Below are 16642 nucleotides of genomic sequence, written 5' to 3'. Positions count from 1 at the left end.
GAACACCTTACTCAGTAGTAGGCGTTTTCTTTCTGCGTGTGGTCTGTCACGTCACGGACGCCCTTGAGCTCCGGAATACGCTCGAGCAAGGTCCGCTCGATGCCCTCGCGCAGGGTCACGTCTGCCTGGCCGCAGCCCTGGCAGCCGCCGCCGAACTTCAATACGGCAATGCCGTCTTCGACGACGTCGATCAGGCTGACCTGACCACCGTGGCTCGCGAGCCCAGGGTTGATCTCGGTTTGCAGATAGTAGTTGATGCGCTCGTTGACCGGGCTGTCGGCGTTGACGTTCGGCACCTTGGCGTTGGGCGCCTTGATGGTCAATTGGCCGCCCATGCGGTCGGTGGCGTAGTCGACCACGGCATCGTCCAGGAAGGCTTCGCTGAAGTTGTCGATATACGCGGTGAAGCTTTTCAGCCCCAGGGCGGTGTCTTCAGGTTTCTCTTCACCGGGCTTGCAGTAGGCGATGCACGTCTCGGCGTACTGGGTGCCAGGCTGGGTGATAAAGACGCGGATGCCGATACCCGGGGTGTTCTGCTTGGACAGCAGGTCAGCCAGGTAATCGTGGGCGGCGTCGGTAATGGTTATGGCAGTCATGGAAACTCCTCACAGGCTTGCCGGCAGTTTACGCCAAAATATTACGCAGGTACAAAGTCCGAGTAATTTTGTCGGAAAAGACGCCGGCCTCTGTCAGAGGTTTTCATAACGGTTCATATCCAGCACCCCCTCTTCCACCGGCGTCGTCTCGCGGATGTACTGGGACAAATCGTGGAAATACTGCCAGAACAACGGGTGGCTGCGGCGCACGCCCCAGCGGTCGACAATTTTCTCAAAGCGATTGGCGTCCTTGGCCCGCTCCATTTCGGCGACGAATTCGGGCACTTCCTGGGCAGGGATGTTGAACATGAAGTTCGGGTAACTGCTGAGCACTCCAGGGTAAAGGGTCAGTGTGTCCAGGCCCGGCTGATAGCGATAAGCCTCGCCCAGCAGAAATGCCACGTTACTGTGAGCGCGATTGCGCAGCAGGCTGTAGACCACGCGCTTGCCGCTGGCGGTTTCGACGCGCAGCATCGTCGCTTCGGGTAACTGGTCAATCACCTTGAGCCCCGCCGCCGGGCGTGAAGTCAGGCGGCTGAACGCCTGTTCGGCGTCCTGCAGCGCCGGGTCGATACCGTCGCGCGAACAAAACGCGCCCCCGCAACGGTTGATCGGATCCGGGCTGGCATTCAGGTCACCGTAGCGGGCAAGCAACTGGTTGGCGAAGTCGCGCTTGGGGTCCTTTTTATCCAGGTGCAAGGCAGTAGGCGTGTCGTCGTCGATGGCTTCGTAATCCAGCCACAGCTTGATCTTGCCGCTGTTCTGGTACCAATCATCCATAAACGCATCGCGGCTATCGGCCGGCATCAGGCGCAGGAAGTTCTGCTCGGCACCGTTGCGGATCAGGTCGAAGTACAGCCGGGTCTGGGCCTGGTGCGATACGTTGCCGAACACATCGAAATTGACCACCAGTTGGTAATAGGTGCGCTCGAGCAACGGATAGTCGAACAACCACAGTGTCTGCGGGACTTCACCAATCAGGCCCTTATTGACCGAGGCGCTGTCGAAGTGGCGGAAGATGCTTAACAGGGCATTGTCATTGCCGGCCCACAGGGTCGACCAACTGGGTGCCGGCAACTCGGCATAGCTGTCTCGCCGCAGGGCTTCGTACTGGTTGCGCTTATCGCGGTATTCGAGCCACAGGCTGAGCACACTGCCCACATCGTCATTCTGCCCTGGCATCGCCAGCAACGGCGTGGCCTGGCCGCGATAGCGCGCATCGGTGACGTACAGGTCGTGGTCGGGCGCCTGGAACAACGCCCAGAAATTGTCGCGGATCACGTCCGTGGCAATTTGCCCGCGGCACACCGGCCCGCGAATAAACGTGCGCACAAAGTATTCGGCGTTATCCAGCATGAACTGGTAACGCGCCTGGGCCGGAATCGCCTCGAAAGTCTCGAAAGGGTTGGCCCGCCGGCCGGGGCCGTAGCCGGGCAAGGCGCTGACCTGCCAGTCGCCGCTGTAGAACAGGGCTTTGATCCGCGCCATTTTCTCCGCGCTGAGGGGGTAGGTGATGTGGGTCTTGTGGACGATCACCCCTTCCACGCGCCACAGGCGGTAGTACACACGGGTGCCGGGATCGTCATTGGGGCGGCGGGTATTGATCAGGTCAATCGGCTGGCCGCTGGGGGTACGCGAGCGCACCCACTGGAAGAAATGCCCAGGCTCACCGTCTTCGAAATACAGATGCGCAATGAACAGATGCTCGAACAACCAGCGGGCCACCAGGCTTTCCCGCGCGCCGGGGGCGTTGAGCAGGTTCTCCCATTGCAGCACCTGTGCGGCTTCCCGGGCGCTGGGGGCCACGCCTTGCTGGTCAATCGGTGCACCAGAGGCCAGCCAGCGCTGCAGGGTCTGGTACTGCTGGTCACTCAGGCCGGTGACCGCCAACGGCATGCCCTCCTTGGGATGGGCACCGGCATAGGCGTTGAACTCGCCGGGTGTGGCGCACATGTTTTCGCGGTTCAGGCCCAATACGATCTCTTCGGGCAGCCTGGCATTGGGCTTCAGCGCTGCGGTATGCCCCAGCTCCAGCATGCGCGCCATCAGCGCGGCCTGGCTGCCCTGGGCGTCGAGTACCGAATAAAAACCCTTCTGCTGCCACGCCTGCTTGCCGAAGGCGTCATAGAACAAGCGCGTGGTGGGTGTGGCCTGGCTGCGCTCGCCGTCGTAGACCGGCACTTTGGTCGCACCGCGCGCCGCGCCCTCGGCACTGCCCAGGTTGAGCTGGCACGCGGAGTCATAGCACGCATGGCAGGCCACGCACTTCTCGGTGAAGATCGGCTGGATGTCGCGGGTATACGAGATCGCCTGGGGGGGACCTTCTGCCAGAGCGCTACTGGCTATCAATGCCAGGACGGCACTGACGATAAGACGAAGTGACATGTATCCGGTCCCGATTCAAGGCGTGCGTTTTAAAGTGGCGGTGATTCTACCGGGCCATGCCCCCGCTCAACATGAGCGATATTCATGCAAAACCCGGACATGCCGCAAATCCGCACAGGTTTGTTATGATCCACGCCCTCCGTAATGCCTGACCAGAGTAGTCCCATGTCCGATCGTAGCGCTCGTCTGCAAGCCCTTCACCACGCCCTCAAGGAACGCATCCTGATCCTCGACGGCGGCATGGGCACGATGATCCAGAGCTATAAACTGGAAGAACACGACTACCGCGGCAAACGCTTCGCCGACTGGCCGAGCGACGTCAAGGGCAACAACGACCTGCTGGTGCTCACCCGCCCGGACGTGATCGGCGGGATCGAGAAGGCCTACCTGGATGCCGGAGCCGACATCCTCGAAACCAACACCTTCAACGCCACCCGTATCTCCATGGCCGACTACGGCATGGAAGAACTGGCCTATGAACTGAACGTCGAAGGCGCACGCCTGGCGCGCAGGATCGCCGATGCCAAGACCGCCGAGAACCCGGCCAAGCCGCGTTTCGTCGCCGGCGTCCTCGGCCCGACCAGCCGCACCTGCTCGCTGTCGCCCGATGTGAACAACCCCGGCTACCGCAACGTCACCTTCGATGAACTGGTGGAGAACTACACCGAGGCCACCCAAGGCCTGATCGAGGGCGGTGCCGACCTGATCCTGATCGAGACCATCTTCGACACCCTCAACGCCAAGGCCGCGATCTTCGCCGTGCAGGGTGTGTTCGAAGCGCTCGGTATCGAATTGCCGATCATGATCTCCGGCACCATCACCGACGCCTCCGGCCGTACCCTCTCGGGCCAGACCACTGAAGCCTTCTGGAACTCGGTCGCCCACGCCAAGCCGATTTCCGTGGGCCTGAACTGCGCCCTCGGCGCCAGCGAGCTGCGCCCGTACCTGGAAGAGCTGTCCAACAAAGCCAATACCCATGTGTCCGCGCACCCCAACGCCGGCCTGCCCAATGAATTCGGCGAGTACGACGAATTGCCGTCGGAAACCGCCAAGGTCATCGAAGAGTTCGCCCAGAGCGGCTTCCTCAACATCGTCGGCGGCTGCTGCGGCACCACCCCGGGCCATATCGAAGCCATCGCCAAGGCCGTGGCCGGCTACGCGCCGCGCCCGATCCCAGACATCCCCAAGGCCTGTCGCCTGTCGGGCCTGGAGCCGTTCACGATTGATCGCAGTTCGTTGTTCGTCAACGTCGGCGAGCGCACCAACATCACCGGTTCTGCGCGTTTCGCCCGCCTGATCCGCGAGGACAACTACACCGAAGCCCTGGAAGTCGCCCTGCAACAGGTGGAAGCCGGCGCCCAGGTGATCGACATCAACATGGACGAGGGCATGCTCGATTCGAAGAAGGCCATGGTGACCTTCCTCAACCTGATTGCCGGCGAGCCGGACATCTCCCGCGTACCGATCATGATCGACTCCTCCAAGTGGGAAGTGATCGAAGCCGGCCTCAAGTGCATCCAGGGCAAGGGCATCGTCAACTCCATCAGCATGAAGGAAGGGGTCGAGCAGTTCATTCACCACGCCAAGCTGTGCAAGCGCTACGGCGCCGCCGTGGTGGTGATGGCGTTCGACGAAGCCGGCCAGGCCGACACCGAAGCGCGCAAGAAGGAAATCTGCAAGCGCTCCTACGACATCCTGGTGGATGAAGTCGGCTTCCCACCGGAAGACATCATCTTCGACCCGAACATCTTCGCAGTCGCCACCGGCATCGAAGAACACAACAACTACGCCGTCGATTTCATCAACGCCTGCGCCTATATTCGCGACGAGCTGCCGTATGCGCTGACCTCCGGTGGCGTGTCCAACGTGTCGTTCTCGTTCCGGGGCAACAACCCGGTGCGTGAAGCGATCCACTCGGTGTTCCTGCTGTATGCGATCCGCAACGGCCTGACCATGGGTATCGTCAACGCCGGCCAGTTGGAGATCTATGACCAGATCCCGGCCGAGCTGCGCGATGCCGTGGAAGATGTAGTCCTCAACCGCACCCCGGAAGGCACCGACGCCCTCCTCGCCATCGCCGACAAGTACAAGGGCGACGGCAGCGTAAAAGAGGCCGAGACCGAAGAATGGCGCGGCTGGCCGGTCAACAAGCGCCTGGAACACGCGCTGGTCAAGGGCATCACCACCCATATCGTCGAAGACACCGAAGAATCGCGGCTGTCGTTCGCCCGCCCTATCGAAGTGATCGAAGGCCCGCTGATGTCCGGCATGAACATCGTTGGCGACCTGTTCGGCGCCGGCAAGATGTTCCTGCCCCAGGTGGTGAAATCCGCCCGCGTGATGAAGCAGGCCGTGGCCCACTTGATCCCGTTCATCGAGCTGGAAAAAGGCGACAAGCCGGAAGCCAAGGGCAAGATCCTGATGGCCACGGTGAAGGGCGACGTGCACGACATCGGCAAGAACATCGTCGGCGTGGTACTCGGCTGCAACGGCTATGACATCGTCGACCTCGGCGTAATGGTGCCGGCCGAGAAGATCCTGCAGGTGGCCAAGGAGCAGAAGTGCGACATTATCGGGCTGTCCGGCCTGATCACGCCGTCCCTGGACGAGATGGTGCATGTGGCCCGCGAGATGCAGCGCCAGGATTTCCACCTGCCGCTGATGATCGGCGGTGCGACCACCTCCAAGGCGCACACGGCGGTGAAGATCGAGCCCAAGTACAGCAACGACGCGGTGATCTACGTCACCGACGCCTCCCGTGCGGTGGGCGTGGCCACGCAGCTGCTGTCCAAGGAATTGAAGGCCGGCTTCGTCGAGAAGACCCGCCTGGAATACATCGACGTGCGTGAGCGCACCTCCAACCGCAGTGCGCGCACCGAACGCCTGAGCTACCCGGCGGCCATCGCCAAGAAGCCGCAGTTCGACTGGAGCACCTACGCGCCGGTCAAGCCAACCTTCACCGGTTCCAGGGTGCTGGACAATATCGACCTCAACGTCCTGGCCGAGTACATCGACTGGACCCCGTTCTTTATCTCCTGGGACCTGGCCGGCAAGTTCCCGCGCATCCTTACCGATGAAGTGGTGGGTGAAGCCGCCACCGCGCTATACGCCGACGCACGGGAAATGCTCAAGAAGCTGATCGACGAAAAACTCATCAGTGCCCGCGCGGTGTTCGGTTTCTGGCCGACCAACCAGGTGCAGGACGATGACCTGGAAGTCTACGGCGAAGACGGCCAGCCGATTGCCAGGCTGCACCACCTGCGCCAGCAGATCATCAAGACCGACGGCAAGCCGAACTTCTCCCTGGCAGACTTCGTCGCGCCCAAGGACAGCGGCGTGACCGACTACATCGGTGGTTTCATCACCACCGCCGGCATCGGCGCCGAGGAAGTGGCCAAGGCCTACCAGGACGCGGGTGACGACTACAACTCGATCATGGTCAAGGCCCTGGCCGACCGCCTGGCTGAGGCCTGTGCCGAGTGGCTGCACCAGCAGGTGCGCAAGGAACACTGGGGCTACGCCAAGGACGAGCAACTGGACAACGAGGCGCTGATCAAGGAGCAGTACAGCGGCATCCGCCCTGCCCCCGGTTACCCGGCGTGCCCGGACCACACCGAGAAAGCCCAGTTGTTCCAACTGCTCGACCCCGAGGCCCGCGAAATGCAGGCTGGGCGCAGCGGCGTGTTCCTCACCGAGCACTATGCGATGTTCCCGGCGGCGGCGGTCAGCGGCTGGTACTTCGCCCACCCGCAGGCGCAGTACTTTGCCGTCGGTAAGGTCGACAAGGACCAGGTGACCAGCTACACCGCGCGCAAGGGCCAGGACCTGGCCGTGACCGAGCGCTGGCTGGCGCCGAACCTGGGCTACGACAACTAAGCCGGCCTGGATTGTCTATGCTGTCCCTCACACACCTTGTGTCGAGGGACGTATGGACGATCCAGTCAACAACAAGCCGCCGACCTTCTGGCAGATGCTCCACAGCGTCATGGCCGCTGCGTTTGGCGTGCAGAGCGGCAAGAATCGCGCCCGCGACTTCACCCACGGCAAGCCCAGCCACTTCGTGATCCTGGGCATTCTGTTCACAGCAGTATTCGCCTTGACGCTGTTCGGCATCGTCAAACTGGTGCTGCACCTGGCCGGCGTCTAGCGCAGCAGCAGGTGCAGGCTGAACGGGTAACGATAGGACACGGGCTTGTCCTGGGCGGACAACGCGCGGAAATTCACCGACGGTGTCGGCCCCAACAAGCGCCGCGCCTGGCCGGCATCGATCAATTGGAATAGCGCCAACTGCCGGTCGCGTCCGCCATAGGCGCCAATGTCCAGGCCCTTGGCATCGTCATGGACCAACACCATGGCCCAGCCGCCCACGGTGAAATGCCCGGCGACCAGGGACGACAAGCGTCCATCCAGGCGTGCCTGCAGGATCTCCGGCGAGCTGTTGACCGCGCTGAACAGCACGTCCCTGCCCGGTAACCGCCCACTGCCCTGCAGCGCCTGCATGGCGCCCAGCGCCATCTGATCGTTGGCCGACCACACCAGCGCCGTCTGCGGGTAGCGCTTGAACAGTTGCGTCGCTTGTTCGAAGGCGCGTTCGCGGTTCCATTCGCCGTAGACCAACTGACGCAGGCGCACCTCGGGATGCTCGGCCAGCGCCCGACGCATGCCGCGCTCACGCAATTGCGCCCCCGGGGTGGACTTGGTCCCGGAAAACGCCAACAGGTCGAGGGGCTCGCCCGGCGCAACCGGACCGTGCTGGCGCAACAGATCACGGAGCATCAGGTAGCCAGCCTGTTCATCGTCAGCCACCAGGCTGCCGATCAAACGGATGCCACGGCGGGTTCCCAGCAATTGCGCCTGATCGGATGTCAGCGCGCTGTTCACCAGCAGCAGCTTGACGCCACTGCCCTCGGCCATGCGCAGGATCTGCGGTGCAACGTACTGCTCATTCACCAGCACCAGGTAATCGGGCCGCTGGCTGCCTTGCAGCACCTCACGCGCCTGAGCCAGCGTGTTGCCGGCATCACGCTCGCCATAACGCACGCGCAAGTCCAGGCCGAGGTCCTTGGCGGCGGCCTGCATGAATTGCGCGTAGCTGACCCAGAAGGTTTCCGTCGACATGCCTGGATTGAGAAACACCACCGACGTTGCATGAGCCATCACCCCATACGTCGATCCCAGCAACCAGACACACGTAATCAACACCTTCAACATGGATGCTTGAGCCTCGAAAATAGGCCGCCATGATAGTGGCAATGCCTGAACCAATCGAGGCTCAATCAACGTCCTTTATTGGTGGCTGACCCAGAAAACGGCCGTTCCCACCACCAGAATGATCAGGAACAGAATGGCCCAGGCATCAACGGTACTGTCAGGTTTACGGGCTTTGGTCGGATTGCTCATTGCATCGCCTCTTGTCGGTTTTATAGGTGATTGCACTCAAACACGATCACAGTAAAGTTCACGATTGCCCGCATGACAAATGTGGGTATCGCGATAACCTTTCTCATTAGTCATTTTGGTTATGTGCATATACTCAAACATCACTTTTGCGCATAAACGCAAACTGGTATCGTGCGCCGGCTCCGTTGGGAGTGCGCGGCCGTGCGCGCAGATTTGCCGAGAACAGGACCTATATGTACGTATACGACGAATACGATCAGCGCATCATCGAGGACCGCGTCAAGCAGTTCCGTGATCAGACCCGACGCTACCTAGCAGGTGAACTGAGCGAAGAAGAGTTCCGCCCTCTGCGCCTGCAAAATGGCCTTTATGTCCAGCGCTTTGCGCCGATGCTGCGGGTGGCCGTGCCTTATGGCCAACTGACTTCGCGCCAGACCCGCATGATGGCCAGGATTGCCCGCGACTTCGACAAAGGCTATGCCCACATCAGTACCCGCCAGAACGTACAGTTCAACTGGCCGGCCCTGGAAGATGTGCCGGACATCCTGGCTGAACTGGCCACCGTGCAGATGCACGCCATTCAGACCAGTGGTAACTGCCTGCGCAACGTGACCACCGACCAATTCGCCGGGGTTGCCGCCGACGAGCTGATCGACCCACGCCCGTGGTGTGAAATCGTCCGCCAGTGGACCACCTTCCACCCCGAATTCGCCTACCTGCCACGCAAGTTCAAGATCGCCATCAATGGCTCGACCTCGGACCGTGCCGCCATCGAAGTACACGATATCGGCCTGGAGCCGGTGTACAACGCGGCTGACGAGCTGGGTTTCCGTGTCCTGGTGGGTGGCGGCCTGGGCCGTACCCCGGTGGTCGGTGCGTTCATCAACGAGTTCCTGCCGTGGCAGGACCTGTTGAGCTACCTCGACGCCATCCTGCGGGTCTACAACCGCTACGGCCGTCGCGACAACAAATACAAGGCGCGGATCAAGATCCTCGTCAAGGCACTGACCCCTGAGGTGTTCGCCCAGAAAGTCGATGCCGAGATGGAGCACCTGCGCGGCGGCCAGACCACCCTGACCGAAGCCGAAGTGCACCGTGTGGCCAAGCACTTCGTCGATCCCGAGTACAAGGCGCTGAGCAATCAGGACGCCGAGCTCGCAGCGCTCGACCAGCAGCACCCGGGCTTTGCCCGCTGGCGCACCCGCAACACCCTGGCGCACAAAAAGCCGGGCTATGTGGCGGTGACCCTGTCGCTGAAACCGACCGGTGTGGCACCGGGCGACATCACCGACAAGCAGCTGGACGCCGTCGCCGACCTGGCCGAGCGCTACAGCTTTGGCCAACTGCGCACCTCCCACGAGCAGAACATCATCCTCGCGGACGTTGAGCAGAGCCAACTGTTCACCCTGTGGGGCGAACTGCGCGAAGGCGGTTTCGCCACGCCGAACATCGGCCTGCTGACCGACATCATCTGCTGCCCGGGCGGCGATTTCTGCTCCCTGGCCAACGCCAAGTCGATCCCGATCGCCGAATCGATCCAGCGCCGTTTCGACGACCTGGACTACCTGTTCGACATCGGCGAGCTGGACCTGAACATCTCCGGTTGCATGAACGCCTGTGGTCACCACCACGTCGGCCATATCGGCATCCTGGGCGTGGACAAGAAAGGCGAAGAATTCTACCAAGTGTCCCTGGGTGGCAGCGCCAGCCGCGATGCGAGCCTGGGCAAGATCCTCGGCCCGTCCTTCGCCCAGGAAGCCATGCCCGAGGTGATCGGCAAGCTGATCGACGTGTACATCGAACAGCGCACCGAAGATGAGCGTTTCATCGACACCTACCAGCGCATCGGCATTGACCTGTTCAAGGAGCGCGTCTATGCAGCGAATCATTAAGAACAACGAAGTCCTCGACGAAACCTGGCACCTTTTGCCCAAGGACGCGAGCTTCGACGGCATTTCCAACTGCGACGACCTGATCGTGCCGCTGGCGCTGTGGCGCGAACATGGCCACGCCCTCAAGGCTCGCGACGGCGGCCTGGGTGTGTGGCTGGACGCCGATGAAGAAGCCGAAGAGATCGGCGCTGACGTGGAACACTTCCAGGTCATTGCCCTGAACTTCCCGGCCTTCACCGACGGTCGCAACTATTCCAACGCACGCTTGCTGCGTGACCGCTACGGTTACAAAGGCGAGCTGCGGGCCATTGGCGACGTGCTGCGCGACCAGCTGTTCTACCTGCGCCGTTGCGGGTTCGATGCCTTCGCCTTGCGCGCCGACAAAGACCCGTACGAGGCGCTGGAAAGCCTCAAGGACTTCTCGGTGACGTACCAGGCAGCAACGGATGAACCGCTGCCGCTGTTCCGTCGTCGCTGAGTATCAAATGTGGGGTGGGGGGTTGCTCCCGTGACGGCTCGGGTGCTGACGACTCTCTAACTGATGCCCCGCGCTAAATGTGGGAGGGGCGGTGCGACGATTCGACTTGCCCCCGATGGCGGCCTCTGGGCCGACCATGTGCTTGGGTTGGAATGAGTACATATCCGTTGCTGCGGCAACGGCTACTTAGGGTTCCGCTCTTACAGCGGGTCACTTTTGGAAGAGCGCCAAAAGTAACCAAAAACGCTTCGCCCCACCACTCGGCACCTCGCCCAGGCTCGGTGTGCCCGTAATCCGACAGTGATGTGGGGGGCCGCCGCCACGCGCCATCCATGGCGCGGGGCGGCTAAACCGGCATCCCTGCCGGTTTACCCCCCAAATCACTATCGAATTCCGGCCAGCGTGGTTAACGGGGCGCCTGAGATCAAGATCAAGATCAAGATCAAGGGCGGCTCGCTTCGCATCGTGGTTAGCGTTGGCTGCTACGTTGTGTAGATACCTATGCTCATCGAAGCTTTTTCAGGCACCGATCTTAATCGATGCCAGCACCTGCTTCTGCCCCATGGAGCACGGCACGCCTTCCGGCTGCGCCCGGACCGCCTCGATCACGCCCAGCAACTGCGCCTTGCTATGAGTCAACTGCGCCTGCATTGCCACCGCCCTCACCCTGGAACCGCAACTGATCAAACACTGGCACGAGGGGCGCGACCTCAACCCGCAACTCAAACCGATCAGTTGGCAGCGCAAACCCTTGGCCGCTCTCGCGACCCTGGCCGTGGTGCGTGACCAGATGCGCCGCCTGAGCCGCGGCCGCTTGCCCGATGCCAAGGTAGCACCGTGGCTGGCGCTGGTGCGCGACCAGTGGTTTATCGCCCGGCGCACCCGGCAATACCGCGCGTCCATGACGCAATCTTCACATTAAAGGCGGAGCATTCGCCGTGATCGAACTGTCCCCTATTGATCAGCCGCTTTTAACCTCACTGACGATTGGAGTTCTTCATGGCGAAAATCAACCTGGCCCAGCAATTGGCGACCACCCTTGAACAGGCGGGGATCAAGCGCATCTGGGGCCTGACCGGCGACAGCCTCAACGGTCTCACCGACGCCCTGCGCACCATGGACAGCATCGAGTGGATGCACGTGCGCCACGAAGAAGTCGCCGCCTTCGCCGCCGGTGCCGAAGCGGCGGCCACGGGTGAACTGACGGTGTGCGCCGGCAGCTGCGGGCCGGGCAACCTGCACTTGATCAATGGCCTGTTCGATTGCCATCGCAACCATGTGCCGGTGCTGGCGATTGCCGCACAAATCCCCTCCTCCGAGATCGGCCTGAACTACTTCCAGGAGACCCATCCCCAGGAACTGTTCAAGGAGTGCAGCCACTTTATCGAGCTGGTCACCAACCCCGAACAGATGCCGCACGTGCTGCACCGTGCCATGCGTTCGGCGGTCCTCAACCGCGGCGTGGCGGTGGTGGTGATTCCGGGGGACGTATCGTTGCTGGAAGTCGAAGACAAGCTCAAGCCCTGGCCGGCCCTGCACGCACCGCGCACCCTGCCGGCGGAACAGGACCTGCAGCGCCTGACCGAGATCCTTGAAAGCAGCGAGAAAGTCACCCTGCTGTGCGGCAGTGGCTGCGCCGGTGCCCACGATCAAGTGGTGGCCCTGGCCGACACGCTGGGGGCACCGGTGGTGCACGCCCTGCGCGGCAAGGAGCATGTGGAATGGGACAACCCATTCGATGTGGGCATGACCGGCCTGATCGGCTTCAGCTCCGGCTACCACGCCATGCTCGACTGCGACACGCTGATCATGCTCGGCACTGACTTTCCGTACCGCCAGTTCTACCCCGCCGATGCCAAAATCATCCAGGTCGACCGCAACCCGCAGGCCCTGGGCCGTCGCGCCACGCTGGACCTGGGCATCGCTGCCGATGTGAGCGAGACCCTCGACGCGCTGCTGCCGCGCCTGACCCGCAAGACCGACCGCAGCTTCCTCGAGACCTCGCTGAAGCACTACGAAAAAGCCCGCCAAGGCCTGGACGACCTGGCGCAACCGTCAAAGGCCAACCGGCCGATCCACCCGCAGTACGTGGCGCGTTTGCTCAGCGAACTGGCGGACGACGATGCAATCTTCACAGCCGACGTGGGCTCGCCGACGGTGTGGGCGGCGCGCTACCTGAAGATGAACGGCAAGCGTCGCCTGATCGGCTCGTTCAACCACGGCTCCATGGCCAATGCCATGCCCCAGGCGATCGGTGCGCAGGCAGCCTTTCCTGGGCGCCAGGTGATCTCGATGTCCGGCGACGGCGGGTTTGCCATGCTGATGGGGGATTTCATTTCACTGGCGCAGTTGAACCTGCCCGTCAAAGTCATCGTGTTCGATAACTCGTCCCTGGGCTTTGTCGCCATGGAAATGAAGGCCGCGGGCTACCTGGATGCCGGCACCGAGCTGAAAAACCCGGACTTCGCCGCCATGTCCAACGCCATGGGCATCCTCGGCATTCGCGTGGAGCAATCCGAAGACCTGGAACCGGCCCTGCGCCGCGCCCTGGCCCATGATGGCCCGGTGCTGGTGGATGTGGTGACGGCCACCCAGGAACTGGTGATGCCGCCGAGCATCAAGCTGGAACAGGCCAAGGGCTTCAGCCTGTACATGCTCAAGGCGGTGATGAGTGGGCGTGGAGATGAAGTGATCGAGTTGGCGCGGACTAACTGGTTGCGCTGATCCAACACTGAGTGAGGGGGCAAGCCCTAACTCCAGTCAGTTAAACCTGTAGTGAGCGGGCTTGCCCCTCCCACAGTGGACAATGGCGCAGATTCAAGCTGTCTGTTTTTCTACCCATTTGCCGTAGGCATCATAAATGCCTGCAGGAACGGCCTGGTCTTTTCCGACACCTTGCCGGCATCATCGAACACGCTGCCCGCTCCGCCCAGGTAGGCTTCCGGCTGCTGCATGCATGGCACATCGAGGAACACCAGGGACTGGCGCAGATGGTGGTTGGCGCCAAAACCGCCAACGGCGCCCGGGGATACGCTGATGATCGCCCCCGGCTTGCCGCTCCAGGCGCTTTGGCCATAAGGACGGGAGCCGACGTCAATCGCATTCTTCAACGGCGCGGGTACGGAGCGGTTGTACTCCGGTGTCACAAACAACACCGCGTCGGATGAACGTACCTGCTGACGGAAAGTACTGTAGGCTGCGGGCGGCGATGCCCCGTCGATGTCCTCGTTGTAGAGCGGCAAATCGCCAATTTCCACAATGTTCAACTTCAGGTTGGCGGGGGCCATTTCGGCCAGTGCCAGGGCGACCTTGCGGTTGATCGAGTCTTTTCTCAGGCTGCCAACCAGGACGGCAATCGTGTAGACCTTGCTCATTGGGTTTCTCGACGTCTGACTAAGGGAGCTTGTAGTTATAAAGGCTTCGCAGTGCGTTCACCAGAAGGTTTTGATAATCCTCCAGACGTTTGGCCCGCGATTTGATGCGTAGGAACCGTCTGAAAATGTCAGCGAATAGTATTTTTTTTCAATAGGTAAACTCCCCCTCTTTATGACGGTCTACAGCACCGCGAATTGAGTGTTTATCTCCAGAGGTTCTAAACAGATGGCAGCAGTACTAGTCGGACAGTTTCATGCCAGAGACGCAGAAGGACGCGTGTATTCGGTGCATGAGTTCCAGGAATCCAACCCGGCGCAAGGCGACCTGGCTGGCTCGGCACCCACCACCACCTACAAGCTGGCCATTGGCGACCGGGTAGAAAAACTCGAAGGCGATGAGTTCAAGCTGATTCAGTCGGGGACCATTATCGTCCGCGAATCGCAGACCGTCCTCGCCTCATAAGCTTGATCGCCCAGGCGTACCTGCTCAGTCCCGGCCATTGACGGCATCGACTGGGCCGGGCGGTCACGGGCTGCGAATTTCCGTCACTTCAAGCCCCGACTCACCGTCCACTTGCTTGAGCGTCACCATCAACCGGCCCCGCTCGCCTTCCACCGCGTACATCACCCGCCTGTAGCCCGGCGAGTTGTACCCCGGATACGCCACCACCTGCTTGACCTGCGTCATGCCCAGCACCGTGCCGACCTGCGCGGCGACTGGCTCCTGGGCACGGATAAATGCCTCAAGCGTGAGGTTTTCCGGAGCTGATTCATCGTGATTGCTGAAGAGATAAGCAGCCACGCACCCTACGGTCACCAGGACCAGCAGTTGCTTGACCGTTACCCCGAGAACTGTCGAGGGCAGAGGCATAGGAGACCAGACCTGTTTTTGTTGTATGTGCCGGTAATCGGCATTGGTCGTTGATGATCAGACTCGCCATTCTAGTGAGGTCCTGGCTGAACGCCAGCGACATACGCGACCCACACCGTCTTTTTTGCGCACGACGGCATGCACCATTGAATCCCCACGGCGCTGCACATAGACTCCGGCCATGCGTTTACGTCATATCGAAGTGATTCAGGCCATCCTGCAGACCGGACACCTCGGCACCGCCGCCGAATGGTTGCAACTTCCCGTGGGCGATGTAGACGCGGCACTCAAGGAGGCCGAGCGGCAATTGGGCTTCATGCTGTTTGCCAGTGTGCGCGGGCGTTTGCAGGCGACACGGGAAACCCTGGAGTTGCAGGCAGAAATAGCCCATGTGTACGAAGCCCTGGAACCGGTGCAACGCCTGGCCAGCCGCTTGAAACACCATCACGCCCCCACCCTGCGCGCCTTGTGCACGCCGCCCCTGGCCAATCAACTGCTGCCCCAGAGCATCGCGCTGCTGCGCCGACGCTTCCAGGACACGCCGTGCAACCTGTCGAGCCAGCCAACCCGGGAAATCGTGCGCAGCCTGCTGCTGCACGAGGCCGAGGTGGGCCTGAGCCTGCATGACCCGGAACATCCGCAAATCCACAGCACGGTGCTGGCCCAAGGCAAATTGCAATTGCTGGCGCCCCACGGCTGGCTCAAGCCCAAGCAGAAGTACATTGCGCTGCAGGACCTGGCCGGGCAAGCGATGATCGGGCTCGAAGGACACGACCCGCTCAGCCGCCTGCTGGACGCCAAGCTGCAAGCCCTGCGCCCGCTGCCGGTGGTGCAGACGCGGGTGCAGACCTACCAGATGATGCGCAGCATGGTGGAAGCCGGCGAAGGCCTGGCGATAGTCGACCCATTCACCGCGTTTGGCGCGCGTGAGGCGGGTTTGGATACATGCCCGGTATCGCCGCCGATCCTGGTCAGCCTATATGCGCTGACACTCAAGGATGGCGTGACCTCGCCTGCGCTGAATGCGTTGCTGGAGATCGTCACGCAAAAGGCCCAGGGCCTGCTGGAAAGTTAACGCCGCTCGGCGTCGGTCTTGAACAATCGATACCAGAAAATCGCCACTTCACGGGTTTGCGGGTCGATGCCGCGATAGCGCAGGTGATCGATCCCGCCCATCACGTAGCCGCAACGCTCATACAGACGGCAGGCACCCAAGTTGTTGTTCTGGGTTTCCAGCATCATGCCCGGCAGGTTTTTCTTGCGGCTCCAGAACTGCGCCACATCCAGCAGCGCCTTGGCCACCCCGTGCCGACGGGCAGGCAAGGCCACCGCCAGCTCGTCAACGTGGGCAAAGCCGTTCCAATTGGTGCTGACCACGATATGCCCGACCGCACGATCATCCAGGTAGGCCATGAAGATCGCACTGTCCGGCGCATCGCGAAAACTGGCGAATTCTTCCGGGTCGATGCCATAGCACTTGCGGTACGGCACGATGCGCTCCACGGGCCATTGATCGACCCGCCTGCCCATCTCCGGCACGCCATAGGCACTGACCTCAAAGCTGAAATCATTGCCCCACACGTAGGCGTCGAAGCCCTCGTCGGCGACCCGCACACTGAGCCCTGGATACTTCGGGTTCATTACAG

At 61.7% G+C, this 16642-nt stretch carries 12 protein-coding genes and 3 pseudogenes; 8 read left to right on the top strand and 7 right to left on the bottom strand.

The features are described from left to right. Positions 1-11: 11 nt before the first annotated feature. The gene (gene nfuA, locus Q8X51_RS23965) at positions 12-596 is read right to left on the bottom strand and encodes a Fe-S biogenesis protein NfuA (RefSeq protein ID WP_017136914.1); all 585 of its coding nucleotides are present in this window, start codon (positions 594-596) and stop codon (positions 12-14) included. A 93-nt stretch (positions 597-689) separates the two neighbouring features. Continuing rightward, positions 690-2981, bottom strand: coding sequence for a fatty acid cis/trans isomerase (locus Q8X51_RS23960; protein WP_407694581.1), 2292 nt, complete (start codon positions 2979-2981; stop codon positions 690-692). A 165-nt stretch (positions 2982-3146) separates the two neighbouring features. On the opposite strand from Q8X51_RS23960, the gene metH reads away from it, so the two are divergent. Next, entirely contained in the window at positions 3147-6857 is a 3711-nt protein-coding gene (gene metH, locus Q8X51_RS23955) for a methionine synthase (RefSeq protein ID WP_407694580.1), read from the top strand. Positions 6858-6909: 52 nt separating this feature from the next. Further along, on the top strand, positions 6910-7128 hold the full coding sequence (locus tag Q8X51_RS23950; RefSeq protein WP_027606482.1) for a DUF2970 domain-containing protein: 219 nt from the start codon (positions 6910-6912) through the stop codon (positions 7126-7128). Here Q8X51_RS23950 and Q8X51_RS23945 read toward each other — a convergent pair. Then, complete coding sequence (locus Q8X51_RS23945; RefSeq protein WP_065927909.1) at positions 7125-8192, bottom strand: ABC transporter substrate-binding protein; 1068 nt, start codon at positions 8190-8192, stop codon at positions 7125-7127. The two genes, Q8X51_RS23950 and Q8X51_RS23945, sit on opposite strands and share 4 nt — an antisense overlap. Positions 8193-8614: 422 nt before the next feature. Between Q8X51_RS23945 and Q8X51_RS23940 the strand changes: the two genes are divergently transcribed. Together Q8X51_RS23940 and Q8X51_RS23935 are read left to right on the top strand one after the other, a co-directional pair. After that, positions 8615-10273: a nitrite/sulfite reductase gene (locus tag Q8X51_RS23940; protein WP_407694579.1), complete on the top strand. Its 1659-nt coding sequence runs from the start codon at positions 8615-8617 to the stop codon at positions 10271-10273. Continuing rightward, complete coding sequence (locus Q8X51_RS23935) at positions 10257-10751, top strand: DUF934 domain-containing protein (RefSeq protein ID WP_003235539.1); 495 nt, start codon at positions 10257-10259, stop codon at positions 10749-10751. Before Q8X51_RS23940 ends, Q8X51_RS23935 begins: the two co-directional genes overlap by 17 nt. A 519-nt stretch (positions 10752-11270) precedes the next feature. Here the strand turns inward: Q8X51_RS23935 and Q8X51_RS23930 are convergent. Continuing rightward, positions 11271-11402, bottom strand: a pseudogene (locus Q8X51_RS23930) (MerR family transcriptional regulator); the annotation flags it as partial. Between Q8X51_RS23930 and Q8X51_RS23925 the strand changes: the two are divergent. Beyond that, positions 11395-11673: pseudogene (locus Q8X51_RS23925) on the top strand (2,4-dienoyl-CoA reductase); the annotation flags it as partial. The pseudogenes Q8X51_RS23930 and Q8X51_RS23925 overlap by 8 nt on opposite strands. Before the next feature lie 77 nt (positions 11674-11750). After that, a complete protein-coding gene (gene poxB / locus Q8X51_RS23920; RefSeq protein ID WP_315871760.1) occupies positions 11751-13475 on the top strand; it encodes a ubiquinone-dependent pyruvate dehydrogenase in 1725 nt (574 codons plus the stop codon). A gap of 93 nt (positions 13476-13568) precedes the next feature. Here the strand turns inward: poxB and Q8X51_RS23915 are convergent. After that, a pseudogene (locus Q8X51_RS23915) lies at positions 13569-14125 on the bottom strand (NADPH-dependent FMN reductase). 226 nt (positions 14126-14351) lie between these two features. Between Q8X51_RS23915 and Q8X51_RS23910 the strand changes: the two are divergent. Beyond that, the gene (locus Q8X51_RS23910; RefSeq protein WP_065927911.1) at positions 14352-14588 is read left to right on the top strand and encodes a hypothetical protein; all 237 of its coding nucleotides are present in this window, start codon (positions 14352-14354) and stop codon (positions 14586-14588) included. A 63-nt stretch (positions 14589-14651) separates the two neighbouring features. Here Q8X51_RS23910 and Q8X51_RS23905 read toward each other — a convergent pair whose 3' ends face one another. Beyond that, the gene (locus Q8X51_RS23905) at positions 14652-14996 is read right to left on the bottom strand and encodes a hypothetical protein (RefSeq protein ID WP_065927912.1); all 345 of its coding nucleotides are present in this window, start codon (positions 14994-14996) and stop codon (positions 14652-14654) included. Between the two features lie 181 nt (positions 14997-15177). Here Q8X51_RS23905 and Q8X51_RS23900 point away from each other — a divergent pair, with 181 nt between their 5' ends. Then, the gene (locus Q8X51_RS23900) at positions 15178-16071 is read left to right on the top strand and encodes a LysR substrate-binding domain-containing protein (protein ID WP_065927913.1); all 894 of its coding nucleotides are present in this window, start codon (positions 15178-15180) and stop codon (positions 16069-16071) included. On the opposite strand, the gene Q8X51_RS23895 is transcribed toward Q8X51_RS23900, so the two are convergent. Next, the gene (locus Q8X51_RS23895) at positions 16068-16637 is read right to left on the bottom strand and encodes a GNAT family N-acetyltransferase (RefSeq protein WP_027606492.1); all 570 of its coding nucleotides are present in this window, start codon (positions 16635-16637) and stop codon (positions 16068-16070) included. The two genes, Q8X51_RS23900 and Q8X51_RS23895, sit on opposite strands and share 4 nt — an antisense overlap. Between the last annotated feature and the right edge of the window lie 5 nt (positions 16638-16642).

The organism is Pseudomonas sp. Yb2C2 (assembly GCF_052112325.1).
Taxonomy (GTDB): Bacteria; Pseudomonadota; Gammaproteobacteria; order Pseudomonadales; family Pseudomonadaceae; genus Aquipseudomonas; species Aquipseudomonas marginalis.
The sequence above is the reverse complement of the archived record's forward strand: the minus strand, read 5'-3'. Positions and strand labels throughout refer to the sequence as shown.